Genomic DNA, 25931 nt, shown 5'->3' with positions numbered 1-25931 from the left:
AGGGTCGGGGTATGCACGAAATATACCTCAAGATGGCGCAAAACAACGCGTGGGCGAATGCGACCCTGTATCAGGCCATCGCCGCAGTGCCCGCCAGTGCCGCCACGCAACCGGCACCGGGTTTTTTCGCGACCCTCGCCGCAACCATGAACCACATCTATGAGGTCGACCTTTACTACGTTGATGCGCTGCAGGCCGGCGGGCGGGGGCGCAGTGTTTACCGCCGTATAAAAGAAACCGCCCTGACACGTCTTGCGCATGATCAGGCCGCCATTGATACGCGTTTGATCGCATTTTGCAGCGCCCTCACACCGCAAGATTTGCCCGCCACGCGGCGCACAGAACGCCCCACCGAAACATGCACCGAGACCGTGCAGGCGCTGTTGCTACATCTGTTTCAACACCAAGTGCACCATCGCGGACAGGCCCATGTGCAACTGCACGCCGTGGGGGGCACACCGCCCCAATTGGATGAATTCCACCTTGCGTTTGAACGCGCCCCATCGGCGCGCGCCTATTGGCCATAGCGCCATCGCTATGTGGGTGGGGCCGCTGCCCAAACCTCGACCTCGACCACAAATTCGGGCCGTGTAAAGCCTGAAACGATCACCAATGTCGACGATGGCAGCACCGTTGCCTGCGTTAGAAACGCATCGCGGGCGGCCATGTAACCCGCCATATGCGCCCGGTCCGTGACAAACGTGCTAAGATGACACACATGCGCGGGCGTCATGTCGGCCTCGGCCAAAATGGCTGTGATATTGGCAAAACAAATCGCGGCCTGCGCCTCGGCGCCCCCCGGCACAGTGCCGTCCTGCGCCAGCCCCAATTGCCCCGATGTGCGCACAATCCGCGCGCCCGGCGGCAGTTCGACGCCGTGGGAATACCGCGCAAAGGGCGGCGCGATGGTGGGCGGCAGTAACGATTTCATCCTAAGGTCTCTCTTGTCGGTTAACCACCTGTAGAATGACCTAGGATAAAGAGATTGGGAACGCCAAATCCGACGCCGTTTTGCCGATGCCCGCCGCATAGCGCACCACTACCGACCGCAGACCCCCTTGACGTGTGGCGACCCGCGTTTGAAACTTGGCACGCGTATCGACATCCTCAAACACGACGCCCCAAATCGCGCGCACGGCCCGGCGCACCATAAAAGAGAAAACACATATGAAATTTCTGACCCGCACAGGCCACCCCCTGCCCGACACTGTGGTGAACTCGGCAGCTAAGATCCGCAGCGACCCGGTGAACCGCCGCGAATTTCTGGCCACAGCCAGTGCATTTGGGGCCACGACGGCAACGGCCTATGCCATGCTTGGTCTGGCGGCCCCCGCGCAGGCTGCCGGACACAAACAGGGCGGCGTTGTGCGCATTCAACAAGAGATCCGCGCGCTCAAAGACCCACGGACGTTTGACTGGCCTCAAATCGCGAATATCACACGCGGGTGGCTGGAATATTTGGTCACCTATGAAAACGACGGGACGTTCACCCCGACCTTGCTGGAAAATTGGGACATCAACGACAACGCCACCGAATACACCCTGCATGTGCGCAAAGGTGTGACTTGGAACAACGGCGATGCCTTCACCGCGACAGACGTGGCGCGCAACATTCGCGGCTGGTGTGACCAAAGCCTTGCGGGCAATTCCATGGCCAGCCGGTTTGGCACGTTGATCGACGACACAACGGGCCAGGCGCGAGAGGGGGCGATCACTGTCGTGGACGACCACACCGTAAAGCTGACCTTACCGCGGCCCGACATATCGCTGATCCCCGGCATGGCCGACTACCCCGCAGCGATCACACCCGCAGGGTTCAATGTCGATACGATGCGAGACACCCCAATCGGTACCGGCGCATATTTGCCCGCCGAACTAGAGGTTGGCGCCAAGGCCGTATTGGTAAAAAACCCTGATCACCAGTGGTGGGGCACAGATGTCTTTGGTGGCCCCTACATTGATCGCCTCGAATACATCGACTACGGCACCGACCCTGCAGCCTATGTCGCTGCGGCCAAAGCCGACGAAATTGATGGGACCGCAACGGTTGACGGCGATTTCATTGATGTCTTCGCAACGCTGGAAGGCTGGGTCGAACATGCGATTGAAACCGCCGCAACCATTGTGATCCGGCCCAATCAGCTGGCCGAGGTTAACGGCATAAAACCCTACGCCGACAAACGCGTCCGTCAGGCGCTGGCGCTGGCTGTCGACAATGGCATCTTGCTAGAACTGGGCTTTGGCGGGCGCGGTTTGGTGGCAGAAAATCACCATGTGGGGCCCATGCACCCAGATTATGCAGAACTACCGATTCGTCAGGCCGATCCGGTTGCGGCCAAAGCCTTGATGGATGCGGCAGGGATGGGTGACTTCGAACACAACCTCGTGTCGATTGACGATGCGTGGCGCAAAGACACCACCGACGCGGTCGCCGCCCAATTGCGCGATGCCGGCATCACCGTCACCCGCAAGGTTTTCCCCAACGCGACCTATCGCGATGCGTGGGCCGAATACCCGTTTTCTGCCACTGATTGGTCGCACCGTCCTTTGGGCGTTCAAATCTGGGCGCTGGCCTACCGGTCTGGCGCGGCCTGGAACGAATTTGGCTGGGCCAACGCCGAATTTGACGCGATGTTGGCAACGGCCCTTGCCACCCCTGACATCGAGGACCGGCGTCTGTTGATGAAAGACATGCAGGCCTTGATCCAAGAAGAAGGCGTGACGATCCAACCCTATTGGCGGTCGCTTTATAATTTCACCAAAGAGGGGCTGGTCGGGGCGGCACATCACATCACGGAGGAAGTGCACCCCACCCGGATTGCCTGGACTTGACCTGTCGCAACACGCGCGCCGCCAAGCGCCCGTTTCAAGAGTTGCCAGCAGACCGCAGGATCGCATCGGGCAAACCCGCCAGTTGCAGCAGGTCGTGGCACAGGCCTTTGCAGTCAGGGCAGCCCAAACAATTGGGCCGGGATGGTGCGGGGGCAGTTTTGGCGGGCATAGGTCAGCTGTCCTTTTGGTGGCAAACGGTACGTGGTCACAGCTGCCAGCCTAGCGCCCTACGTATGAAAACTGCGTTGACATAGATCAAACGCCCCATGGCCACGGGGGCTAAGACGCCCCATCGCGCAGCCTGAACCGTTGGATTTTGCCCGTTGCGGTCTTGGGCAGATCGTCCACCACTTCGATCCAGCGGGGGTACTTCCATTTGCCCACCCGCGATTTCACATGCGCGATCAGCTGCGCATTTAGATCCGGCGGGGCTGCGGTTTCCAGCACAATAAAGGCCTTTGGTTTTTCCAACCCTTCGGTGTCCCGCGCGGCGACCACGGCGGCCTCCAGGACGGCAGGGTGGCTGGCCAACGCTTGTTCCACCTCAAACGGCGACACCCAAATACCCGACACTTTGAACATGTCATCGGTACGGCCACAGTAAACATACCGCCCGTCGGTGCGCCGTTCGAATTTGTCGCCCGTGCGGGTCCAGACGCCTTCGAACGTGGCGCGGGTTTTGTCGCGCCGGTTCCAATAAGCCGACGCCGCTGAGGCCCCATGCACCAACATTTCGCCGATCTCATTGTCGGCCACGTCCTCGCCTGCCTCATTCACCAGTCGCACGTCATATCCCGGCACCGGTGTACCCGAAGTGCCATAGACCACATCGTCTGGGCGGTTGCTCAGGAAGATGTGCAGCATCTCGGTTGATCCGACCCCATCCAAGATCGCGATGCCTGTCTGGGCCTGCCACCTCCGGCCGACCTCTTGGGGCAGGGCTTCACCCGCCGATATGCAACGCCGCAGCGCCATGTCAGGCACCGGCGACCCATCCTGCAACGCCACCATCGCCGCGTATAAGGTGGGCACGCCGCAAAACACGGTGGGCTGCTGCTGCGTAAGCGTTGCGGCCATATCAGCGGCTGTCGGCCTGCCTGCGAACAAAACGGTCGTAGCGCCCACCGCCAATGGGAACGTCAGCGCATTGCCCAACCCATAGGCAAAAAAGAGCTTTGCCGCCGAAAACACGACGTCCTGCTCGGTCAATCCCAGGACATGGGCGCCGTAGGTGTCGGCGCTGGCCTTAAGGCTGGAATGCACGTGTTGCGCGCCTTTGGGCCGCCCCGTGGACCCCGACGTATAGAGCCAAAACGCCACCTCGTCAGGCGACACCGGCAGAGTGGGCAGCACCGGTGCACCCGCGATGAAATGATCATAGGTCTGCGTCCCTTCGGGCGCATCATCGCCAATGACAACAACCGACCGCAGATAGGGATTGCCGTGCAAAATAGGTGCGATTTCCGGGTAGAGCTGCGCTGACACAAACAGCGCAGTCGCCCGGCTATCGCGCAAAATGGCATCATAAATCGGGGCTGCCAGCAGGGTGTTCAGCGGGATCGGCACCACGCCGCATTTTAACGCACCAAAGAAGATTTGCGGAAATTCCACCGTGTCCAGCACCAACATTGCAATGCGGTCTTCGGCGCGAACATCCGCGCGTTTCAGTGCCCCCGCAACACGGCCAGCCCCCTGTTCCAGCTGATGATAGGTCAGGCTGCGCCCGCTCTCGGCCTCACGGTAGGCGGGTTTGTCACCGCGCCCTTCGGTCAGGTGTCGGTCGACAAAATAGCTGGCCGCGTTATCCAATAGATTGATCACATGAACACCTCGCAAAACGTAACATTCTGCATAGCAGCGAGCCTGCCGCAAGCCATCAGATACATGCAAAGTTACCCGGGCAGTAAAAAGAGCGTCAGCGCCGGGAACATCACCAAAATGATCACGCGCACGATGTCAGAACCGACAAAGAACATGACTGCTTTGTAAGTTTCGGCCATCGGGGTATCGCGATCCATCCCGTTGATAATGAACAGGTTCATGCCAACAGGGGGTGTGATTAACCCGACCTCGACCACGATCAGGACAAGGATACCGAACCAGATCGCCACATGTTCGGGCGACATGCCGAAATCCATCGCTGAGATCACCGGAAAGAAGATTGGCACCGTCAACAAGATCATCGATAGGCTGTCCATCAAACATCCAAAGACGAGATAAAAGACCAAGACCACCGACAGGACCAACCAAGGGCTAAGACCTTGTGCCAGCACCCAATCTGCCATGAACTGCGGCACCCCCGATAGCGCCAAAAAGCTGTTGTAGAACCCCGCCCCCAAGACAATGAAAAATATCATCGCCGTGGTGCGCGCAGTGCCAAACAGGCTGTCGCGGAAGACGCCCCAAGTCAGGTTGCCCGAGGCCAGCGCGATGATGCCCGTGCCCGCCGCCCCGATAGCCGCGCCTTCGGTGGGGGTGAACCAGCCCAAATAAATGCCGCCCACCACCACGCCAAAGATCACCAGCACCGGCCAGGTGTTGGCCAGCGCCGCCCAACGCGCCGACATGGGTTGGGCAGGCCGCGTGCCCGCCGCATCCGGGTAGAGCCGCACATAAACCGAGATCGTCAGCATATACCCCACGGCCGCCATCAGCCCCGGTATAAAAGCCGCTAAGAATAGTTTCGCGATGTTTTGTTCTGTCAGGATCGCGTAGATCACCAAAATCACCGACGGCGGGATCAGGATGCCCAACGTGCCACCAGCCGCCAACGTGGCGGTGGAAAAGCCGCCCGAATACCCGTAGCGCCGTAGCTCTGGCAGGGCCACCTTGGACATCGTCGCCGCCGTGGCCAGAGACGACCCGCAGATCGCACCAAACCCCGCACAGGCCCCCACAGACGCCATTGCCACGCCGCCGCGCCGGTGACCCAGAAAGCTCTCGGCGGCCTTGAACAGTGCCGATGACATGCCCGATAGGGTCGCAAACTGCCCCATCAGCAAAAACATCGGGATGATAGATAGCGAATAGCTGGAGAACTGCGAATAGGTTTCGGATTTTAGTTTATTCAGCAACACATTGGGGTTGCCGCCCATCGCGAAATACCAGCCCGCAAAGCCACATAGCAACATCGCCAACCCGATGGGCGCGCGTAAAAAGACCATCAATAGCAGGACCGGAAAGGACCAAAACCCAAGTTCAAGAGTGCTCACATTCAGGTCCTCAGACGACGGGTAACAAGATGCGGCCCGTGATGCTTTCGCCCACACGCATGGCCGCGCAATAAAGACCAACGATGCAGGTGGCAACCGACGCGCCAAAGCTGCACGCGTACCCCCACCACACTGGAAATTGCAGGAACAACGTCGTTTCGCCATTGCCCAGATATCGCAGCATGCCTTCGTAAAGGCGCCAGCTGATCAAGATCAGGGCAGCGGTCAGAACGACCTCCCAAAAGGCTGCGATCATCCGTTGCCCGCGCACCGGCAATCGCAACGTAAAGATATCGACGGTGGCATGCGCCCCATGCAGCTGGCAGATCGGAAAGAACGAAAAGATGGCAAAGGCGACCCCTGCTTCAAGGATCTCATAGCTGCCGTTCACCTCGCCGATGCCCAATTCGCGGCCAGCGGTCGAGACCGTCGTCAGGATGACCAAACCAACGAGGACAAAGCCCCCCACAATCGCCGTCGCCCGGGCGAGCAGCTGCACAACGTTATGCATGGCGGGCTCCGTTTTAGGGTGTTAAAATCCGCAGCATGGGGGCTCCATGCTGCGGCCGGGCAAACCGTTATTCGGTGTATTTGTCAATCAACGCGCGGGCCTCGTCGATCAGGGCCTGACCATCGATATTTTTCGTAGCCATCTCGGCAATCCAGTCATCATAAACAGGTTCGGCCACAGAGCGCCACAGCGCGGTTTCTTCTTCGGAGAGCGACACGATATTGTTACCGCGTTCTACGGCCGCAGCACGGGCAGGCCCGTCGCTATCTTCTTGGGTGCCGCCTGCAAAAACCGAAAATTCCAGGCCCGAATTGTCATCGATCACGGCCTTCAAGTCATCTGGCAGCCCCTCATAGCGGTCCTTGTTCATCGCCAAAACAAAGGTCAGGGAATACAGCGCATTGCCCGTGAATTCTGTGTGATTGCCCACAAGTTCGGGGATTTTCAGCGCGGCAGTGACCTCCCACGGGATGGTCGTGCCATCAATCACGCCCTTTGACAGCCCCTCGGGCACCGCAGGCACCGGCATGCCAACGGGTGTCGCACCGGTCTTTTCCAACAACGCATTGGCCAACCGTGACCCGCCGCGTATTTTCAGGCCTTCCATGTCGGACGGCGTGCGCACCGGCGTATTGGAATGGATCAACCCCGGCCCATGCACCCACGTGCCCAGAACATGCACATCCTTGAATTCGCCGTCTTTCATATGGGTTTCGAACATCTCCCAATAGGCGCGCGACATGGCGCGGGCATTGGTCATCATGAACGGCAATTCGAACACTTCGGTCGTCGGATACCGGCCCGGCGTATAGCCCACGACCGTCCAGACGATATCGGCGATGCCATCGATCGCCTGATCCATCAGCTCGGGCGGTTTGCCTCCAAGTTGCATCGACGCAAAGCGTTCGATCTTGATGCGCCCATCGCTGGCGGCTTCGACGTTGTCGGCCCACACATCCAGAATCAAGCTAGGTACATTGGCCTGCGCGGGCAGAAATTGATGCATGCGCAGCGTGACGTCTTGTGCGGTCGCGGCCCCTGCCCCAACACCTAAAACCAACGCAGCCGCCGTGGCGGCCTTCAGAAACCCCTTGCGTGACATCATATTTTTGCATCCCCTCGATGTTGGATCAAACCACGTACAGTGTGGGCTGCGGGCCAGCCCCCCTAGCGAATTGCTAACGGAGATCAAATGACAAGTCACCTTGGATTTCAAGCCCAACGCCCAATCACGCCTGTCGGTTCGCCCTATGGCAAACCAGCGTCCCAGCGGAAAAACGGGTGGTGGTGGTGGCGTTAGGTGGACTTGAACCACCGACCTAACGATTATGAGTCGTTCGCTCTAACCAACTGAGCTATAACGCCATCGAAGCGACGGACTATTGCAGCCCGCCCGGCCCGTCAACCCGCAAATCGTGGTTATTTATCGCGAACCGCATCAATCATGCGCTGGACGTTGTCTGGGTCCGCATCTGGGGTGATACCATGGCCAAGATTAAAGATATGCGGCCCGCCTGAAAACGCCTTCACAATCGCGCGCGTTTCATCAACCAACGCCTGCCCACCGGTGACCATGTGGCGGCTGGCCAAGTTGCCCTGCACGCACCCATCGACCTGCACGTGCTGTACTGCCCAATCGGCGCTGACGGAATTATCAAGTGCCACACAATCCACACCCGTCGCTTTGGCAAACCCGATGTAGTTGTCGCCTGCCTCGCGGGGGAACCCGATGATCGGGATATGGGGGTACCGCGCCTTGAGCGCCACAGTGATTTCACGCGCAGGTTCCAGCGCGTATTTATGGAAGGCATCTCCCTTCAGCGACCCCGCCCAGCTGTCGAAGATCTTGATAACTTCGGCGCCTGCCTCGATCTGCTTGGCCAGATATTCGATGGTTCCGGCCGTGATCCGCGCCAGCAACGCTTCGAACAGGGGGGTATTTTCCTGCATCAAGGCATGCGCGGGGCCTTGATCTGGCGTGCCACGACCCGCGATCATGTAAGTCGCGACCGTCCACGGCGCCCCGGCAAAGCCGATTAACGTTGTGTCAGCGGGCAGTTCCCCACGCAGAATGCGGATCGTTTCGTAGATGGGGCTAAGGGTGGCGTCGATGTCGCCCACCGGGCCCAATTTGTCAAAATCACCCTGCGTCTGGATCGTCGACAACCGTGGGCCTTCGCCGGTCACAAACCACAAATCCGCCCCCAGCGCCTGCGGCAACAACAAGATATCGGCAAAGAGGATCGCCGCGTCAAACCCATACCGGCGGATCGGCTGCAACGTCACTTCGGCGGCCAATTCGGGGTTGTAGCACAGCGATAGAAAATCGCCGGCCTGTGCGCGGGTCGCTTTGTATTCCGGCAGATAACGGCCCGCCTGGCGCATCATCCAAATGGGGGGCGTCGGAAGGGTTTCGCCCGCCAGTGCGCGCAGTACGGTTTTTGTCGGGGCCATGGTGATCCTCTTGGTTAACGCCCCGTTGGTCGTGGGCCAGAGCACGGTTGTCAAGACGCTGACGGGTTGTCAGGATAAATTGACGCGCATAAAGATGTAGGTATGACACGCATGCTCCCCACGCCCGACACACCCCTGAAAATTGGCACCCGCGGTTCGCCTCTGGCGCTTGCACAGGCCTATGAGACCCGCACAAGATTGGTACAAGCCTTTGATTTAACGCAAGATTGCTTTGAAATCATAGTGATCAAGGTCACCGGTGATGCGATTCAGGATCGCCCGCTCAAAGACATCGGCGGCAAGGGGTTGTTCACCCGCGAGATCGAAGAAGACCTATTGTCAGAAAAAATTGACATCGCTGTGCATTCCATGAAGGACATGCCCACGATCCAGCCTGAAGGTTTGATCCTGGATACCTATTTGCCGCGCGAAGATGTGCGCGATGCGTTTGTGTCGCCCCGGCTGTCGGCGCTGACCGATCTGGCGCAGGGCGCGGTTGTGGGCACGTCAAGTCTGCGCCGCAAAGCCCAGCTGTTGCACCACAGGCCCGACCTGCAAGTGGTGGAATTTCGCGGCAATGTGCAGACCCGTCTGAAAAAGCTAAGCGAGGGCGTTGCCGAATGTACGTTTCTGGCGACGGCTGGCCTGAACCGGCTCAATATGGCCGAGGTACCCGCGACACCGGTTGCCACAACCGACATGTTGCCCGCTGTCGCCCAAGGCGCCATTGGCATAGAACGGCGCATCAATGATGAGGCCACCGCGGCATTACTGGCCGCGATCCACGACACGCCTACCGGTCAACGGCTGGCCGCAGAGCGCGCCTTTTTGTTGACCTTAGATGGGTCCTGCGAGACGCCTATTGCGGGGTTGGCGGAATTGGACGGTGACCAATTGCACCTGCGCGGTGAGGTCCTGCGCCCTGATGGGTCGCAGGCCATTGCCGGGCATCGCACAGGTCCGATTGCCGATGGCGCACAGATGGGCACGGACCTCGCCCAAGAGCTTTTGTCGCGCGCGGGTGCGGGGTTCTTTGACTGGCATACTTGATCAAAAAGGGGCTAGGGGGCGGCCCCTAGGCCCATTTGGCCAACGGTGGCAGGCTCATCAACACGGCATTGGCATCGTGGCCGGTTTCCAGCCCAAATTTGGTGCCCCGATCATAAACCAGATTGTATTCCGCATAGAGCCCCCGGTGCACGAGCTGCGCGTCTTTATCGGCCTCTGACCAGTCTTGCACACGCCGTCTGCGCACAAGCGGCACATAGGCCGGCAGAAATGCGCGCCCGATGTCTTGGGTCAGGGCAAAATCGGCCTCCCAGTCGCCGGTGCACAGATCGTCCATGAAAATACCGCCCACGCCGCGCGCCCGGTGACGATGCGGAATGTAGAAATATTCATCTGCCCATTTCTTTAGGCGTGGGTAAAGATCAGCCCCATGCGGGTCGAGCTTTTCTTGTTGTTGCGCGTGGAAATGCGCGGTGTCTTCGTCGTATTCGATGCACGGGTTAAGGTCAGACCCGCCGCCAAACCACCACGCATGCGGCGTCCAGAACATGCGCGTGTTCATATGAACTGCAGGCGCGTGCGGGTTTTGCATATGTGCCACAAGGCTGATGCCCGACGCCCAAAACCGTGGGTCGTCTTTCATGCCGGGAATACCCTTGCGGGCGGCCATCGCCGTTTGCGCGCGTTCTCCAAGGGTGCCGTAAACTGTCGAAATATTCACGCCGACCTTTTCAAACACCCGCCCGCCGCGCATCACGCTCATCAGGCCACCGCCCGCGTCCGACCCATCATCACTTGTGCGCTGAGTCTCAGACACCTCGAATGTGCCGGGCGTGCCATCAGCCATCGGACCTTGGGTGTGGTCGCGTTCCAGCGTTTCAAAGGCCGCTACGATATCATCGCGCAGGGTGCGAAACCACGCGGCGGCACGGGTCTTTTGAGTCTCAAAACTGTCGGTCATGCGTCGTCCAATGTGTCAGCCTATCCTGACACCACGTTTAACGCGGAACATGGCCGGACGAAAAGCGTTAATCGTCAGTGCACGGGGGCCGCAACCACATCCAACAGGCTGCGCCCGCCGTCCACGGTGATAACCTCGCCCGTCATGAACCCCGAACTTTCCGCAGCCAGAAACTGCACCGCCTCGGCCAATTCCGACGGGCCCGCGATACGACCAAGCGGCGTGTGGTCGCGAATATCCGCGCGCCAGTCCTTGTTTTCGATCACCGATGATTTCAACGACGCGCTCATCACAGAGCCAAACGCCACCGCGTTCACCCGAATACGTTCAGGGGCCAGCGCCAGCGCCATCGACCGAGTCATCTGTTCTAGCGCCGCCGACGCAATGGAATACCCCATCAGTTCCGGGCGGGTCTGTCGCGCCGCGATCGAGCTGAGGTTGATGATCGATCCCAGTTGTCCCTCGGTCTGGTCAGCCCCTTGTTTCATCATGCGTTTTGCCACCTGTTGGATCAGGTTCAGCGACGTCATCAGGTTTTGTTCCAACAAAACGGCGACAGATGTGTCTTCGACATCCAACGGGTCCGTCGGCATCACCTGCCGCGACGCGTTGACCAAAATATCAACCCGGTCAAACGCATCAATCGTCGCAGAAACCAAGTTTGCAATGGTCAGGCGCTGGCGTAGATCCCCTGCGAAATACCGCAAATTGCTGTCGTCGGTTTGGTTACCCCATTCCTCGGCCAGCTTTTTCTCATCCATGTCCGCGCACATAACATTCGCACCGCGGTCCGCAAACTGTCGGGCAATCGCAAGGCCGATCCCATTGGCCGCCCCCGTCACGATTGCGGTTTTACCGTTGATTGAAAAAGACATAAGGGCCCCTGTTATGTGGCTTTGGTCTGAGCAGGCTTAGCTGCGTTTTCGAAGCGGCCGGCTGGCGTGCAGCAATTTGAACCGCCCGTCGCCCTCCAGTTCGGTGGTCTTTGCAAAGAGGGTTTGCAAAGTCGTTTCATAAGGCAAATGTCGGTTTGCAACCATCCAAAGTTGCCCCTGTGGATGCAAGATCCGCGCAGCGGTCCGCATAAACGCCTGCCCCAACGCGGGATCCGCACTGCGCCCGGTGTGGAACGGCGGGTTCATCACCACCGCATTAAGCCGGTCAGACGGGGTCCATTGTGTCGCATCGGCCCACAGGAAATCTGCGCGCGGGTCGGTGACATTGTGGCGCGCGCATTCCAGCGCCATGTGCCCTGCCTCGACCACATGCAATTCTTTGATGTCGGGTCGTGTCAGAAGATGCGCGGACAAAAACCCCCACCCGGCCCCAAGATCCGCGACCCGAGCCCCCAAATGGTCGGGCAATGCCTCCACCAAAAGCGCCGAGGCCGGGTCGATCCCATCTGCGGAAAACACCCCCGGCGCAGTCCAAAACCCGCCATCCGTCTGGGCGGGGCCCGCGCCCCAATCCGCAAAGGCATCGGGGTCTGGCGTGCACCAAAAGAGCTTCCCGTGGGCCTTGGTGATCGGCGCAGACACCTGCGTGTGCAGGCGCATTCCACGCAACAGGCTCTCGATACCGTCTGTTTTTTGGCCGTCTACCACCAGCACGCCGTCGGTCTGGGCCGCCGCGTGCGCGATCATGGCGCGGGCCTCGGCTTTGGCGCGGGGAATCGCGACAACCGCCGCCGCAAAACGCCCCTCGGCAGTGACGCGCGCATCGTATCCACGTGCGATCCACGTATCTATATGCGGTTTGAAATCGGCGATGATCTGCACCCGATCTTTGGGCAAATCCCCCAATTGGGCATCTGGATCAGGGTGAAATACGCCAACGCACCCGTCAAGGGGCAACACCAACCCGCCCTCGTTCAGGGCCAGCGACAAACGGGTGTCGATCACGGATCTATTCTTCTTTTTCCATCGTGCACTGCAGCGGGTGCTGGTGCCGGCGTGCAAAATCCATGACCTGCGCGACCTTTGTCTCGGCGATCTCGTGGCTAAACACACCCACAACCGCCACGCCTTTTTTATGCACAGTCAACATGATTTCAAAGGCTTGGGCGTGATTCAGCCCAAAAAATCGCTCCAAAATGATCACGACGAATTCCATCGGCGTAAAGTCATCATTGAGCAACAACACCTTATAAAGCGGCGGGCGCTTGGTCTTGGGCTTCGTCGCCGTCAGGATCGAGACATCGTCGTCGTCATCCTCAAAACGGTCGGCCATCATGATCACGTCGCGGTGCATTGCTGCTCCTGATCTGCTTTAAGTGGTGAGTCGTTGAGCGCCATATATAGCCTGTCTGAACATTTAGCAAAGGGGCCATGGATCAGCACAAATCCGCCGGAGGTGTCTGGATCGCATGGCGTAAAATGACGGCGTGTTCATGCAAATAGCTCTTATGGGTGTTTTGCGCGGGCAACTTACCAAATGTGGTTCTCACTTCACGGAAAGTTAACGCAAATAGCTTAAATCAAACACTTTATAGAAACTGCAAGTTGTGTTAGTCTCGCACATACAAAAAAAGCCAGTCGAAAAATCGGCGGCGTGAGGCAGAAAAGGCAGATCATGATGAAGGTTCGGCGCACGTGGCCGGCCCGGTACGGGCTATTTATTCTCGCAGCAATTTGGGTTTTGGTGGTTCTACCGCTCAGCGCCTCTGCCGCGCCTTACGCAGCATACGTGATGGACGCGAGGTCTGGCAAAGTCCTTCATTCCCGCAATGCCGATACGCGCTTGCATCCCGCATCCTTGACCAAAATGATGACCCTTTATATCGCCTTTCAGGCGGTTGAGCGGGGCGAGATCTCGCTAGACACCGAGGTAAAGATCTCACGTTTTGCGGCATCCGAACCCCCCTCGAAACTTGGTTTGAAATCCGGCCAGCGCATCGCATTTCGGTATCTGATCCGTGCAGCTGCGGTAAAATCCGCAAATGATGCAGCCACCGCAATCGGCGAAGCTCTGGAAGGGTCCGAGGCAGCGTTTGCACGCCGTATGAACCGCACGGCCAAATCACTGGGGATGAGCCGTACGACCTTTAAAAACGCACATGGGCTCACCGAGTCTGGGCACATGTCCACCGCACGGGATATGTCTATCCTTGGGCGTCACGTGCTCTATGACTACCCCGAATATTACAATTTGTTTTCGCGGCGCTCTACCAATGCGGGCGTGCGCGAAGTCGCAAATACCAACAGACGTTTGCTGGCGGCGTATCGCGGTGCCGATGGCATCAAAACCGGATACACGCGGGCTGCGGGTTTTAACCTCGTTGCCTCTGCCGAACGTGGCCGAGAACGCATCATTGCCACAGTCTTTGGCGGCTCTTCCACCAGTGCTCGCAATGCCCGCGTTGCCGAGCTGCTCGACATGGGCTTCAAACGGGCGCCCTCGCGGGTCGCTTTGCGCAAGCCGAAAAAACCTGCCTATGTGCCCGGCGGCGCGGTGAAAACTGTCCGCACAAGCGGCATCACGCGCACCAGCCTGCGCCCGCAGCTTCGCGCGGTTGCGGCCTTAGTCCCTGCGCCCACCGCACCGGCATCAACACCCGCCGCAGCCCAGGCAAGCACCAGTGGTGTCTTGTCCGCTGACATCGATCTTGCATTGGCCGCAGCACAAGAAACACCCATCGCACCATCACAAACCGCACCCGCATCAGAAGATCTTTCAGGCAGCAACCTCGCCGGGATCACCGTAAGGCCCACCATGCGGCCCGCGGGGCGTTCGGTTTCAGACGGCGCTCCTGACCTGCCGCAAAACGAAGTCGTCACCCGGCTTTCAACATCTGGCGGCCATCAATGGGGGGTGAATGTCGGGCGCTACACAACGCGCTACAATGCCGAACGGGCCCTTGTGACCACCGCATTGGCTGAAATGACCACCCTAGAAGGCACCTTGCGCAAAGTCGTCAAGAAGCCAACCGGCTTTGAGGCTAATTTTCTGGGTATGACCCGTGACAGCGCCAACCTCGCGTGCCGAAGGTTGGCCGCGCGTAGCATTTCATGTCAGACGGTCGGCCCCTCCTAACAGGGCCGCCCTCTCTATGTTTTGGGGTGATCATCCCACGTGTCGCTCAGAATGCGGCGGCTGTCGCCATCTGGATCGTCATATTGCCGCGACTTCAAAGTGTATAGAAATGCCAGCAACCCAACACCACCCAGCAGCAGCGAAATCGGGATAAGATAGGCCAACACATTCACGACCGCCCCCGCACCCGCAACGCATTGAGCGAGACGGTTATCGACGACGTGGACATAGCCAACGCAGCAATCAACGGAGTGGCCAGACCGGCCACCGCCAACGGAACGGCAACGACATTATAAACCGTCGCAATGCGAAAATTCTCGCGGATACGTTTGGTCGCTTGCCGGGCCACGGCAACGGCATCTGTCACTGGCCGCAGATCTTGGCCCAACAATACCATATCAGAAGCCGCACGCGCCGCATCCAAAGCCTGCGCCGGGCTGATCGACACATGTGCCGAGGCCAACGCGACGGTGTCATTCAGGCCGTCACCAACCATCAAAACGCGATGTCCTTTGTGCCGCAAATCCGCGACAAACTGTGCCTTATCTTCCGGCAACATCGCGGCCTTCCAATCCGCAATTTGCAACGTATCAGCAAACGATCGGACAGCTGCAGGACGGTCTCCGGACAACAGGTGGATGTGCAAGCCCAATGCGCGCAAACCTCGGATGGTTTCCGCTGCACCGGGCCGCGCTGCGTCCGTGAAGGTCAACAAAATCGCTGCCCCATCTCCGGCATCAAACCCCGTACACAGGATATCCCCTTCGGGGGCGAGGCCCAACCATTCGGGCCGCCCAAGCCGCAGATGGCGTCCGTTCAGATACCCTTCTGACCCATATCCGGGTCGCTCTGTGATGTTGGATACGGGCGCAGGTGTGCATGCCGACGCCTGCGCCGCCTGAACAATCGCGTGCGATAACGGGTGCGCGGACCCTTGCGCCAAAGCATAGACCTGCGACTGTTGCAGCGGGGTAAGCGTGGCCCAATTCGTCAGGTTCGGCTGCCCCGTCGTCAGCGTGCCCGTCTTGTCAAACACGACCGTGTCGACTTCGGCGAGCCGCTCCAACGCCGTCGCGTCCTTGATCAACATTCCCTTTGCAAACAAACGGCCCGACGCCGCCGTCGTCACCGCCGGAACAGCCAACCCCAACGCGCAAGGACAGGTGATAATCAAGACAGCCGCCGCAATGTTCAACGACACACGGACATCGCCTGACCAAATCAGCCACCCCAAAAAGGCAAACGCCGATAGAATATGGACGCCCGGCGCGTAAAGTTTCGCGGCCCGGTCCGCAAGGGAGGTATACCGCGACCGGCCGCTTTCGGCGATGGCGACCAATGCCGTCATGCGTTGCAATGAGGTGTCTTGGCCCACGGCGGTCGCTCGCAGGGTCAGTGGCCCCGTCAGGTTGATCTCACCCGCACTCATTCTATCGCCCGGCGCGCGGAGTTCGGGCAAGGTTTCCCCCGTTAGCAGCGCGCGATCCACCTCGGAACGTCCGTCCACAACGACGCCGTCCACCGGCGCGCGTGCACCCGGACGAACCAAAATATGATCCCCCACCCGCAAATCTGCCACCGCAACTTCGACAGGCTCCTTTGGCCCAACCCGCCACGCACGCGGGACCTCTAGCGCAGTCAATTCTTCGGCGGCAGACCGCGCCGCCGACCGCGCCCGCGCGTCCAGCCAACGCCCCGCAAGCAAAAAGAACGTCAACGTCAATGCTGCATCAAAATATGCGTGGTGGCCCGACAGCCATGTTTCCCAAAGGGACGTGCCCAACGCCAAAAGGATCGCCAGGCTAATGGGCACATCCATGTTGAGCCGCCCCGCCCGCAGCGCCATCCACGCGTTGCGAAAAAACGGCTGCGCCGAAAACGTAATGGCAGGCAACGCAATCGCCGCCGAGATCCAATGAAACATATCGCGCGTGGCGTCCGCCGCCCCCGACCAGACAGCAACAGACAACAACATAACGTTCATCGACGCGAAGCCAGCCACCGCCAGACGCATCAACAGATCGCGCCCTGCCGTACGTGTCGCTGTTTCTGTCAACGCTGTGGCGTCCAATTCGTGTGCTTCAAAGCCTTCGCCCGCCAACACGTCGATCAACGCGGAGGGGGTGGTGTCGGCAGGGGCGTCAATCAGGGCGCGTTTGAGTGTCAGGTTGACCCGCGCGGACGTGACGCCGGGGTGTGCGCCCAACGCGCGTTCCACCTTGGCGATGCACGCCTGACAATGGATCGTCGGCAGTGACAACATCAGCCGCGCGTCTTTGGGTGGGGCGGCGGCAGGGTCTACCGGAGCGGCCAAGCACCCCGGACAGGCGACCGGGCGATGGGGTGTCGCAACCGTCATGCGCCGCCTTTGGGAATATGCAAAATGACCCGTTGCTGAAAGGCGGTGCCATCGGCCGCCACGGCTTTCATCCGAATATTCCAGTTTCCTGGTGCAAGATCAGCAGCGGCCACATAGGCCCGCCCGTCGAATTTGAAATCTGGGGTTTGGTCATCGCGCACATGCGTTGCGCGCCCCAATGTCGCGTCAAGCGACGCCACCTCGACGGCGGCGCCATCCTCATCGGTGATGGACAGCACAACATCATCGCCGCGCACCTGCGCCCAAACCGACCACCCAAGCGCCGTTTGAGCGGTGCGATTTTTATCAAAATGCTGGCTCGCCACATAGGAGTTTTTCACTTCTAGCCCCGGAAAGGTGCTGACCGCGCTATAGGCCAACAACAGGTTCACACCGATGATAACCGAAAACCCCGCGACAAAGATCAAGGCGACATGGCGGCCGGTCAGCTCTTTGGGTGACGTGCTCATGGGGTATCTCCTGCGCCGTTGAAACTACTGTCATTGTGGGCGCGATCCCCGGTTGATAGGTCTTCTACCCAAAACCGCATATCCGTCCGGTCCCGTGCAGCGGGGGCGGATCCGGGTGGCGCGATCACATAAACCCGCTGCAAAAAGGACGTGTCGGTGGGCACATTCACCGACCCATAAGGCGTGCCTTCCAGCTGGATGCGCAGGGCCGGGTCCCCGGTCAACGAAATCCGAAACAGGCGTTGTTCGTTGTTTTTGTTGCGCAAGCGGATGTCGTAGGTGTTGCGAATGGACCCATCCGACAGCGTGACAAATGTCGGGTTTCGCACGGCGGCAACGGTCATTTCGATCTCGGCGCGGATAAAAAGCGCCACAATCAACGCGACCCCGACGCTGCCCCACAACGCAGTATAAAACAGGGTCCGCGGGCGGAAAATATGTCTCCAGACTTGGCGCGGTGGCGCGCCCGCCCGCTCGCGGGTTTCGTCCGACAATGCGATGTAATCGACCAACCCACGCGGTTTCCCGATCCGGGCCATCACGTCATCGCAGGCGTCAATACACAGCCCGCAGGTGATGCACTCCATCTGCTGCCCATCGCGGATATCGATCCCCATGGGGCACACGTTGACGCACGCCATGCAATCAATGCAGTCGCCCATCGGCTCTGACTTGGCGCCTTGGCTGTGTTTGCGCGGCTCACCACGCCAGTCACGATAGGCGACTGTCAGGGTGTCTTCATCCATCATCGCCGCCTGAATGCGCGGCCACGGGCAGGCATAAATGCAGATTTGTTCCCGCATGAACCCGCCAAACACAAAGGTCGTCGCAGTCAGAATGGCAACCGTGATATAGGCCACGGCGGCCGCCTGCCCGATGAACAAATCCATCATCAATGTCGGGGCATCAGCGAAATAAAACACCCACGCCCCGCCGGTGCCCACCGCGATCACCAACCACAACGTCCATTTCGTCAGCAACAACATCAGCTTGTACGCGGTCATTTTCTTTTGACGATGCAACCGCAGGCGTGCGTTACGGTCGCCTTCCACCCAACGTTCGACCAGAATAAACAGATCCGTCCAGACGGTTTGCGGGCAGGTATACCCACACCAGACACGCCCCAGCGCCGAGGTGAACAAAAACAGCCCCAGCCCGGCCATGATCAAAAGACCGGCGACAAAATAGAACTCATGGCTCCAGATTTCGATCCAGAAAAAGTAGAACCGCCGGTTCGCGAGATCTAGCAGCACCGCTTGGTTGGGCAGCTCTGGCCCCCGGTCCCACCGCAGCCACGGCACCAGATAATAGATGCCCAACGTGACGGCGAGTATGACCCATTTGAGGTTCCGAAATGGGCCTGAAACCCGGCGCGGAAAGATCGGCTCGCGGGCGGCGTAAAGGCTGGGAGGTGGCACGTGATCTGTCACTGTAGTCCTTGCGGATGTATAAAGTGGACGTTGGGGCCCTACCGGCCGAACCGGTTATTCACCCCCGCCCAACTGATGCACATATAGCGCAACTGCTCTGACTTGTGCCTCGCTCAATCGCTGCGTCCAAGGTGGCATAACGCCGTAGCGGCTATAGGTCACAGTCTCGGTCAGGGTTTCGGCGTCCCCCCCATAGAGCCAGATCGCATCGGCCAGATTGGGCGCGCCGACCTCGCGCCCGCCCAGACCATTTTCACCGTGGCAGGCCGCACAATTGTCGGCAAAGATCTCTGCGCCGGGCGCCGCCAGCGCCGGGTCCGCCGCCCTGCCCGAGAGCGACATCACGTGGTTGACCACCTGCGCGATCTCTTCGGGTTCAAGAATGCCGTCAAAGGCTGGCATCTGAGAATATCGCGCATCCGGGTCGTCTTCGTTGCGGATCCCATGTGCGATCGTGGTGTGGATCGATTCGATATCGCCGCCCCACAGCCAATCATCGTCCAACAGGTTGGGATACCCCGCAAACCCTGCAGCCCCCGACCCGTGGCATTGCGTGCACCACGTCCGGAACACCGCAGCACCGGCCGACACCGCATAGCCGTTTAGGTCGGCATTGGCGGAAATCTCTGTGAGCTCGGCGGCGGCCAGTTCGGCGTTGATACCTGCGTTGTTTTGCTCGACGGCGGCGATCTCTACCGCGACCTCGGCGCGGGTCGAATACCCTAACAGACCCGCCGTCGCAGACGACACCAACGGCCACGCCGGATAGGCGATGCTATAGCCCAATCCCCAGACCATGCAGGCGTAAAACGTCCACAACCACCACCGTGGCATCGGGTTGTCAAATTCCTCGATCCCATCCCAGCTGTGGCCGGTGGTGTTGGGATCATCCTGTTGCTTTGGCGGAACTTTGGTCATTTGTTTGCCTCCTGATCTGGGGCTGGTCGGTCGTCGTGACGAAAGGGGATGTTCGCAGTGTCCTGATGCACCTTGTGACTGCCGGGCCGAAACACCCACACCCCCATGCCAACAAAGATGCAAAACAGCAAAAGCAGCATCCAACTGTCCGCGAATTCGCGCAGCAAAGAATAGAGTTCCATATGTCTCTCCTTTAGCGGCTTGCGTCTGGGGTGAAGGTAGAGAAATCGACCAACGTGCCCAACATTTGCAGATAGGCGATCAACGCGTCTGCCTCGGAAATGCCCGGCGCCCCGTCAAAGTTGCGGACCTGCGCCCCCGGATACCGCACCAACAGATCGTCGTAGTCGCTGTCGGGGTCGGCCTGCGCGCGAAAATCAGCAGATGCGGTTTCGATCATTTCGGGGGTGTAGGGCACGCCGACCATGCGGTGCGTCCGCAGCAGGTCTTCGATGTATTCGCCGTCAATCAACGTATTTTCCAGAAACCCGTATTTGGGCATGATAGATTCAGGCACCACCGCTTGTGGATTGCGCAGGTGGTCAATGTGCCAATCGTCCGAATACCGCCCGCCAACCCGCGCCAAATCAGGCCCGGTGCGTTTTGATCCCCATTGGAAGGGGTGGTCGTACATGGATTCTGCCGCGAGGCTGTAATGCCCATAGCGTTCGACCTCGTCGCGCATTGGTCGGATCATCTGACTGTGGCAAACATAACAGCCCTCGCGGACGAAAATATCACGGCCCGTCAGTTCCAGCGGGGAATAGGGCCGCATGCCCTCCACCTTTTCGATGGTGTTTTCGAGGTAAAACAACGGGACAATCTGAACGAGCCCCCCGATGCTGACGATCAAAAAACTAAGCACCAGCAACAAGGTCGCATTGGTTTCGATGATTTTATGTTTTGTGAGGATCGACATATCACGCCCTCCTTATTCAGCAGGGACAACGGTGCCGAGCGGCGCCTTGGCGGGCGCTGCGCGGACGGTCATCCACAGATTATAACACATGATGATCGCACCCGACAGGAACATAACCCCGCCCAGACCGCGCACCACATACATCGGGAACTTGGCACTGACGGTGTCGGCAAAGCTGTTCACGAGGAACCCGTTGGCATCCACTTCGCGCCACATCAGGCCTTCCATGATGCCGGTCACCCACATGGATGCCGCGTAAAGCACGATCCCGATGGTCGCGAGCCAGAAGTGCCAGCTGACCAAGGACAGCGAATAAAGGCGTTCACGTTTCCACAGCACCGGCACCAGATAGTACAGCGCCCCAAAGGTGATCAGACCGTTCCAGCCCAACGCGCCAGAATGCACGTGCCCAATGGTCCAATCCGTGTAATGCGACAGCGAATTGACCGACCGGATCGACATCATCGGCCCCTCAAACGTGGACATACCATAAAACGCGAGGCTGGTGACCATCATCCGCAACACCGGATCGGTGCGCAGCTTGTCCCACGCGCCTTGCAGCGTCATCAGACCGTTGATCATACCGCCCCAGCTGGGCATCCACAGGATGATCGAAAACACCATGCCCAAGGTGGCCGCCCAATCGGGCAAAGCCGTGTAGTGCAAGTGGTGCGGACCCGCCCAAATATACAGGAAGATCAGCGCCCAAAAGTGGATGATGCTGAGCTTATAGGAAAACACCGGCCGTTCGGCCTGCTTGGGCACGAAATAGTACATCATCCCCAAGAACCCCGCCGTCAGAAAGAAACCAACGGCGTTGTGGCCGTACCACCATTGCACCATCGCATCTTGCACGCCCGAAAAGACCTGCACCGATTTGGAGCCCCAGATCGACACCGGGATCGAGATATTATTGACGATATGTAGCATCGCAACCGTCACGATGAACGCCAGAAAGAACCAGTTGGCCACATAGATATGCGGCTCTTTGCGCTTGATGATAGTGCCCAGAAAACATGCCAGAAACGCCACCCAAACGACCGTGAGCCAGATATCAACGTACCACTCCGGTTCGGCGTATTCCTTTGATTGCGTCGCGCCAAGAAGGTACCCGGTGGCCGCCAGCACGATGAACAACTGATACCCCCAGAACACGAACCACCCAAGGTTTCCGCCCCACAACCGCGCCGCAGAAGTCCGCTGCACCACGAAAAACGCCGTTGCGATCAGGGCATTGCCGCCAAACGCAAAAATCACCGCCGATGTGTGCAACGGCCGCAACCGTCCAAAGTTGGCGTAACCTTCGGCCCATGCGAAATTCAGCTGCGGAAACGCAAGTTGGAAGGCGATGACGACCCCAACCAGGAACCCAACAACGCCCCAAAAACAGGTGGCGATCACCCCTGCGCGGATCACGCTGTCGAAATATTCATGTTGCGGCGTTGGGACGACAGGCTCGTCCGTGGCCCGCAAGGTGGTTAAAAACAGCCCCCCAGAGACGATCATCAAGATCACCATATGCACCTGATAAGACAGATCGCGCGCATAACTGGCGGCAATCATGGTGAACAGTGTGGCAAGCGCGAGCACCACCAGCTTTGCGTAGTTCAATGTTCCGGTATTCATCGTGCCGGGGTTCCTTCCGATTGGCCCCACGCCGGGCGCGGGAACGTCTCAATAGATCACATGTCACTTACACAGCGGCATTGCGCTTTGATCTGCATCAAGAATTGGATGCTTTTTGCCTGATTTTGATCAAGGCGACGATCATAACAGAAGGTTAATCTGGGGTGGTTAACGACTGATGAAAGATCTGAGTTATGGCCTTTAAAACCCTATTTACCGCGATGACATCGTTTGAACCCGACGCCCCGGCATTAACCCATGCCGCAGCGCTCGCCAAAGACCTTGACGCACATCTTGATGTGATGTGTCTGGGGCTGGATCGCTCGCGCAGCAACTACTATGAGGTTGGTGCCAATGCGTTTTTGGTGCAATCCGCACTCAAAGAAGCGCACGAAAAAGCCGAAACAGTCCGGCATGACGTGGACGCCCGGCTGGCCCAAGCTGCTGTGCGCTGGTCCAGTGTCAGCGTCGTTGCGGGCCCGGCGGATGCGACGCGCCCAATGGCACAGGCCGCGCGGTTTGCCGATTTGTGCGTCTCGTCAACGCCCTACCGCGCGGACAGCACCCCCGATGATGTTCTATTGCTCGAAACCATGCTGTTTGACGCCGCGTGCCCAACCTTGGTCGTGCCCACCGCGACCCATGTCACCGCCCCAAACCGCATTGTGATCGCTTGGAACGAAAGCGCCGAAGCTCTGCGTGCGGTCCGCGCCGCCTTGCCGTTTCTTCAGGCCGCCAAAGACGTTCATATCGCTATCATCGACCCGCCAACCCATGCGGCAGATCGATCTGACCCCGGCGGCGCATTGGCGGTTATGCTGGCGCGGCATGGGGTCATTTGCAGTATTCAGATCATGTCCCGCAACGGTGGTAAAGTCAGCACACGTCTGCAACGCCATGTCACCGAAGTGGGCGGGCAGATGTTGGTTATGGGTGGGTATGGGCATTCCCGGTTCCGCGAAGCGGTCCTTGGCGGCGCCACCCGCGACATGTTGGAAAACGCCCAAGTTCCTGTTTTGATGGCACATTGATGGATTAGGTTAGGTAACCACCATCGCTGTCATCGCCCGCTTCGGTCATCAAGACGTCCATGTCGGGCACAGTGACCGCCCGCTTGCCTTTCAGCACAATGATCCCGTCACGCTTTAACGCCGACATTTGGCGGCTTACGGTCTCAAGCGTCAGCCCTAGATAATCGGCCATGGCCTCACGTGTCAGCGGTAAGTCAAACATCAACTCTTTGCCCGGAGCGGCCGCATTTAGCAGTGCATCGCGCCGGGCAATGATCGACAACAGACTTGCGATCTTTTCGCGCGCCGTTTTACGCCCCAAAACCAGCATCCATTCCCGCGCGGCATCCAGTTCATCCAATGTCATCTCAAGCAACCGGTTGGCGATATGCGGCGTGCTGGTCATCATCTGTTCAAACGGTTTGCGCCGAAAACAGCACATCATCAGATCCGTCGTCGCCGTGACCGAATATGTCGCCTGACTGCGCCCCGGTCGGCCAACAAAATCAGACGGCAACAGCAACCCGACCATCTGCGTGCGCCCGTCTTCCATCGTTTGGGTCAACGTCGCCACCCCCGATATGACAGAGGCGACGAAATCCATGTGATCGCCCGCCCACATCACCGTCTGACCGGCAGAAAAGCTCCTGTAATATTTGATGTCTTCCAACCGCTCGAGCTCGTCTTTCTCGCACTTCGCACAGACCGCACGATGGCGGATCGGACATTCCGAACAGGTCTTGAATTTAGGGGTCTCAACCTGATGCACGACACACCTCCGTCATTGATCTGTGTCAAGGACACTTAACAGATCCTTGATTAAGGGAATACTATGCACAAGACATCACAATTCGCAAAACTGGGGCTTTTTGACGCGAGGGTGCCGCGATACACCAGCTATCCGACCGCGCCGCAGTTTTCTGCGCAGGTGGGCCCCGCCCAAATGACCGACTGGATCACTGCAATCGCGCCCGGCAGCACCGTGTCGCTGTATCTGCATGTCCCGTTTTGCCGTAGGTTATGTTGGTTTTGCGCCTGTCGCACCCAAGGCACACAAACACTGTCGCCAGTGCATGGGTACCTAGAAACCCTGATCCGCGAGATACGCATGTTGGGGGATCTCCTGCCCGAGGGCGTCACATTAAGCAGGCTGCATTGGGGCGGCGGCACGCCCACCCTGCTGTCGCCCGCCATGATGTGCGACTTGGCAGGCGCCGTGGCCGATATTGCACCCCTTGCGCCGGGCGCTGAATTTTCCGTTGAGGTCGACCCAAACGAGATAGACGTGGCGCGGGTTGACGCCTTAGCCGCCGCAGGCATGACACGTGCGTCGATTGGCGTGCAAGATTTTGACCCCCAAGTGCAAACCACCATCGGCCGCCTTCAAAGCTTCGAGATCACGCGCGACGCCACCGACATGCTGCGCGCCGCCCAGATAACATCGCTAAACGCCGATATTTTGTTTGGGTTACCGCATCAGGACGAAACGCGCATGGCGTCATCGGTGCAGAAATTGCTGACGCTCAACCCTGACAGGGTGGCCCTATACGGCTACGCGCATGTGCCTTGGATGGCCCGCAGACAATCGATGATCCCAAGTGACGCGTTGCCCGCCCCCGAACAACGGTTTGGGTTGTTTGAAACCGCCGCGCGGCTGTTTGCATGGGACGGATACGACCAAATCGGCATCGATCATTTCGCCAAACCAGACGACAGTCTGGCCATTGCCGCGCGCAATGGCGGTTTGCGCCGAAATTTCCAAGGGTACACTGACGACCCGGCGCATGTGCTGATTGGGCTGGGTGCCTCTGCGATTTCCCGGTTCCCGCAGGGCTATGCGCAAAACGCGCCTGCCACGTCCGCGTACGCAAAAACCGTGCAGTCAGGCCAGTTTGCGACCACGCGCGGCCATGTTTTCGCGGGCGAAGACCACCTGCGGGCTCATATGATCGAGGCGTTGATGTGCAACTTTGAAATCAGCACCGATGATATCTGCACGCACTTTCCAGATGTGGGGCCACAGCTGACCCCCCTGTTGCAGTCCGCCGCGCGCAAATTTGGCGATGCCGTGCACCTGACACAAGACGGGCTGCGCATCCGCCCCAAATGGCGCCCCTTGACGCGGATCATCGCCCGGTTCTTTGACGCCTATGATATGTCAAACACGTGCCACGCCTCGGCGATCTAGC

Annotated in this window: 26 protein-coding genes and 1 tRNA gene; 6 read left to right on the top strand and 21 right to left on the bottom strand. The window is 59.1% G+C overall.

Going from position 1 to position 25931, the window contains the following annotated elements; translation table 11 throughout:
* The first annotated feature begins 11 nt into the window (after positions 1–11).
* The gene (locus tag ABJH13_RS05570) at positions 12–527 is read left to right on the top strand and encodes a DinB family protein (protein WP_348405228.1); all 516 of its coding nucleotides are present in this window, start codon (positions 12–14) and stop codon (positions 525–527) included.
* Positions 528–535: 8 nt separating this feature from the next.
* On the opposite strand, the gene ABJH13_RS05565 is transcribed toward ABJH13_RS05570, so the two are convergent.
* Positions 536–931 carry a RidA family protein gene (locus ABJH13_RS05565; RefSeq protein ID WP_348405227.1) on the bottom strand — a complete coding sequence of 132 codons (396 nt, stop codon included), beginning with the start codon at positions 929–931 and terminating at the stop codon, positions 536–538.
* Between the two features lie 236 nt (positions 932–1167).
* Here ABJH13_RS05565 and ABJH13_RS05560 point away from each other — a divergent pair, with 236 nt between their 5' ends.
* Complete coding sequence (locus ABJH13_RS05560; RefSeq protein ID WP_348405226.1) at positions 1168–2832, top strand: ABC transporter substrate-binding protein; 1665 nt, start codon at positions 1168–1170, stop codon at positions 2830–2832.
* 34 nt (positions 2833–2866) lie between these two features.
* Here the strand turns inward: ABJH13_RS05560 and ABJH13_RS05555 are convergent, their stop codons facing one another.
* The 7 genes from ABJH13_RS05555 to hemE form a co-directional block, all read right to left on the bottom strand.
* A complete protein-coding gene (locus ABJH13_RS05555; protein WP_348405225.1) occupies positions 2867–3001 on the bottom strand; it encodes a hypothetical protein in 135 nt (44 codons plus the stop codon).
* A gap of 110 nt (positions 3002–3111) precedes the next feature.
* Positions 3112–4653 carry a benzoate-CoA ligase family protein gene (locus ABJH13_RS05550; protein ID WP_348405224.1) on the bottom strand — a complete coding sequence of 514 codons (1542 nt, stop codon included), beginning with the start codon at positions 4651–4653 and terminating at the stop codon, positions 3112–3114.
* A gap of 71 nt (positions 4654–4724) precedes the next feature.
* Positions 4725–6044 carry a TRAP transporter large permease gene (locus tag ABJH13_RS05545; RefSeq protein WP_348405223.1) on the bottom strand — a complete coding sequence of 440 codons (1320 nt, stop codon included), beginning with the start codon at positions 6042–6044 and terminating at the stop codon, positions 4725–4727.
* A 10-nt stretch (positions 6045–6054) separates the two neighbouring features.
* Positions 6055–6555, bottom strand: a complete 501-nt coding sequence (locus ABJH13_RS05540) for a TRAP transporter small permease (RefSeq protein WP_348405222.1) — start codon at positions 6553–6555, stop codon at positions 6055–6057.
* A 67-nt stretch (positions 6556–6622) separates the two neighbouring features.
* Complete coding sequence (locus ABJH13_RS05535) at positions 6623–7660, bottom strand: TRAP transporter substrate-binding protein (protein WP_348405221.1); 1038 nt, start codon at positions 7658–7660, stop codon at positions 6623–6625.
* 183 nt (positions 7661–7843) lie between these two features.
* Positions 7844–7920 (bottom strand) — tRNA-Met (locus tag ABJH13_RS05530).
* A 54-nt stretch (positions 7921–7974) separates the two neighbouring features.
* The gene (gene hemE, locus ABJH13_RS05525) at positions 7975–9009 is read right to left on the bottom strand and encodes a uroporphyrinogen decarboxylase (RefSeq protein WP_348405220.1); all 1035 of its coding nucleotides are present in this window, start codon (positions 9007–9009) and stop codon (positions 7975–7977) included.
* 102 nt (positions 9010–9111) lie between these two features.
* Here hemE and hemC point away from each other — a divergent pair, with 102 nt between their 5' ends.
* Positions 9112–10059: a hydroxymethylbilane synthase gene (hemC, locus tag ABJH13_RS05520; RefSeq protein ID WP_348405219.1), complete on the top strand. Its 948-nt coding sequence runs from the start codon at positions 9112–9114 to the stop codon at positions 10057–10059.
* A gap of 25 nt (positions 10060–10084) precedes the next feature.
* On the opposite strand, the gene hemF is transcribed toward hemC, so the two are convergent.
* The 4 genes from hemF to clpS all read right to left on the bottom strand — a co-directional run bounded on the left by hemF (position 10085) and on the right by clpS (position 13228).
* Positions 10085–10978, bottom strand: coding sequence for an oxygen-dependent coproporphyrinogen oxidase (hemF, locus tag ABJH13_RS05515; protein ID WP_348405218.1), 894 nt, complete (start codon positions 10976–10978; stop codon positions 10085–10087).
* A gap of 74 nt (positions 10979–11052) precedes the next feature.
* Positions 11053–11853 carry an SDR family oxidoreductase gene (locus ABJH13_RS05510; protein WP_348405217.1) on the bottom strand — a complete coding sequence of 267 codons (801 nt, stop codon included), beginning with the start codon at positions 11851–11853 and terminating at the stop codon, positions 11053–11055.
* Between the two features lie 36 nt (positions 11854–11889).
* Complete coding sequence (locus ABJH13_RS05505) at positions 11890–12879, bottom strand: class I SAM-dependent methyltransferase (protein WP_348405216.1); 990 nt, start codon at positions 12877–12879, stop codon at positions 11890–11892.
* A gap of 4 nt (positions 12880–12883) precedes the next feature.
* Positions 12884–13228: an ATP-dependent Clp protease adapter ClpS gene (gene clpS / locus ABJH13_RS05500; RefSeq protein WP_348405215.1), complete on the bottom strand. Its 345-nt coding sequence runs from the start codon at positions 13226–13228 to the stop codon at positions 12884–12886.
* Positions 13229–13552: 324 nt separating this feature from the next.
* Between clpS and ABJH13_RS05495 the strand changes: the two genes are divergently transcribed.
* Positions 13553–15010, top strand: a complete 1458-nt coding sequence (locus ABJH13_RS05495; RefSeq protein WP_348405330.1) for a D-alanyl-D-alanine carboxypeptidase family protein — start codon at positions 13553–13555, stop codon at positions 15008–15010.
* Between the two features lie 14 nt (positions 15011–15024).
* On the opposite strand, the gene ccoS is transcribed toward ABJH13_RS05495, so the two are convergent.
* From ccoS to ccoN, 8 genes are read right to left on the bottom strand one after another with little or no spacing between them, the layout of a single operon-like run.
* Positions 15025–15183: a cbb3-type cytochrome oxidase assembly protein CcoS gene (gene ccoS / locus ABJH13_RS05490; RefSeq protein ID WP_348405214.1), complete on the bottom strand. Its 159-nt coding sequence runs from the start codon at positions 15181–15183 to the stop codon at positions 15025–15027.
* Positions 15180–17369: a heavy metal translocating P-type ATPase gene (locus ABJH13_RS05485; protein ID WP_348405213.1), complete on the bottom strand. Its 2190-nt coding sequence runs from the start codon at positions 17367–17369 to the stop codon at positions 15180–15182. Before ABJH13_RS05485 ends, ccoS begins: the two co-directional genes overlap by 4 nt.
* Positions 17366–17839 carry a FixH family protein gene (locus ABJH13_RS05480; protein ID WP_348405212.1) on the bottom strand — a complete coding sequence of 158 codons (474 nt, stop codon included), beginning with the start codon at positions 17837–17839 and terminating at the stop codon, positions 17366–17368. The genes ABJH13_RS05485 and ABJH13_RS05480 overlap by 4 nt, the downstream gene beginning before the upstream one ends.
* Entirely contained in the window at positions 17836–19269 is a 1434-nt protein-coding gene (gene ccoG / locus ABJH13_RS05475; protein WP_348405211.1) for a cytochrome c oxidase accessory protein CcoG, read from the bottom strand. Before ccoG ends, ABJH13_RS05480 begins: the two co-directional genes overlap by 4 nt.
* A gap of 54 nt (positions 19270–19323) precedes the next feature.
* Positions 19324–20187, bottom strand: coding sequence for a cytochrome-c oxidase, cbb3-type subunit III (gene ccoP / locus ABJH13_RS05470; RefSeq protein ID WP_348405210.1), 864 nt, complete (start codon positions 20185–20187; stop codon positions 19324–19326).
* Positions 20184–20369, bottom strand: coding sequence for a cbb3-type cytochrome c oxidase subunit 3 (locus ABJH13_RS05465; RefSeq protein WP_348405209.1), 186 nt, complete (start codon positions 20367–20369; stop codon positions 20184–20186). The genes ccoP and ABJH13_RS05465 overlap by 4 nt, the downstream gene beginning before the upstream one ends.
* Before the next feature lie 11 nt (positions 20370–20380).
* Positions 20381–21106 (bottom strand): cytochrome-c oxidase, cbb3-type subunit II, encoded by a 726-nt coding sequence (ccoO, locus tag ABJH13_RS05460; protein ID WP_348405208.1) that lies wholly within the window; start codon positions 21104–21106, stop codon positions 20381–20383.
* Positions 21107–21118: 12 nt separating this feature from the next.
* Positions 21119–22732: a cytochrome-c oxidase, cbb3-type subunit I gene (gene ccoN / locus ABJH13_RS05455; protein ID WP_348405207.1), complete on the bottom strand. Its 1614-nt coding sequence runs from the start codon at positions 22730–22732 to the stop codon at positions 21119–21121.
* Positions 22733–22926: 194 nt separating this feature from the next.
* Here ccoN and ABJH13_RS05450 point away from each other — a divergent pair, with 194 nt between their 5' ends.
* Entirely contained in the window at positions 22927–23763 is an 837-nt protein-coding gene (locus ABJH13_RS05450; RefSeq protein ID WP_348405206.1) for a universal stress protein, read from the top strand.
* Positions 23764–23767: 4 nt separating this feature from the next.
* Here ABJH13_RS05450 and ABJH13_RS05445 read toward each other — a convergent pair whose 3' ends face one another.
* Positions 23768–24511 carry a Crp/Fnr family transcriptional regulator gene (locus ABJH13_RS05445; RefSeq protein WP_348405205.1) on the bottom strand — a complete coding sequence of 248 codons (744 nt, stop codon included), beginning with the start codon at positions 24509–24511 and terminating at the stop codon, positions 23768–23770.
* A 63-nt stretch (positions 24512–24574) separates the two neighbouring features.
* Here ABJH13_RS05445 and hemN point away from each other — a divergent pair, with 63 nt between their 5' ends.
* Positions 24575–25930 (top strand): oxygen-independent coproporphyrinogen III oxidase, encoded by a 1356-nt coding sequence (gene hemN / locus ABJH13_RS05440; protein WP_348405204.1) that lies wholly within the window; start codon positions 24575–24577, stop codon positions 25928–25930.
* The last annotated feature ends 1 nt before the right edge of the window (position 25931 follow it).

Origin of the sequence: Roseobacter sp. (assembly GCF_039970775.1) — a bacterium.
Classification (GTDB): domain Bacteria; phylum Pseudomonadota; class Alphaproteobacteria; order Rhodobacterales; family Rhodobacteraceae; genus Roseobacter.
The sequence above is the reverse complement of the archived record's forward strand: the minus strand, read 5'-3'. Positions and strand labels throughout refer to the sequence as shown.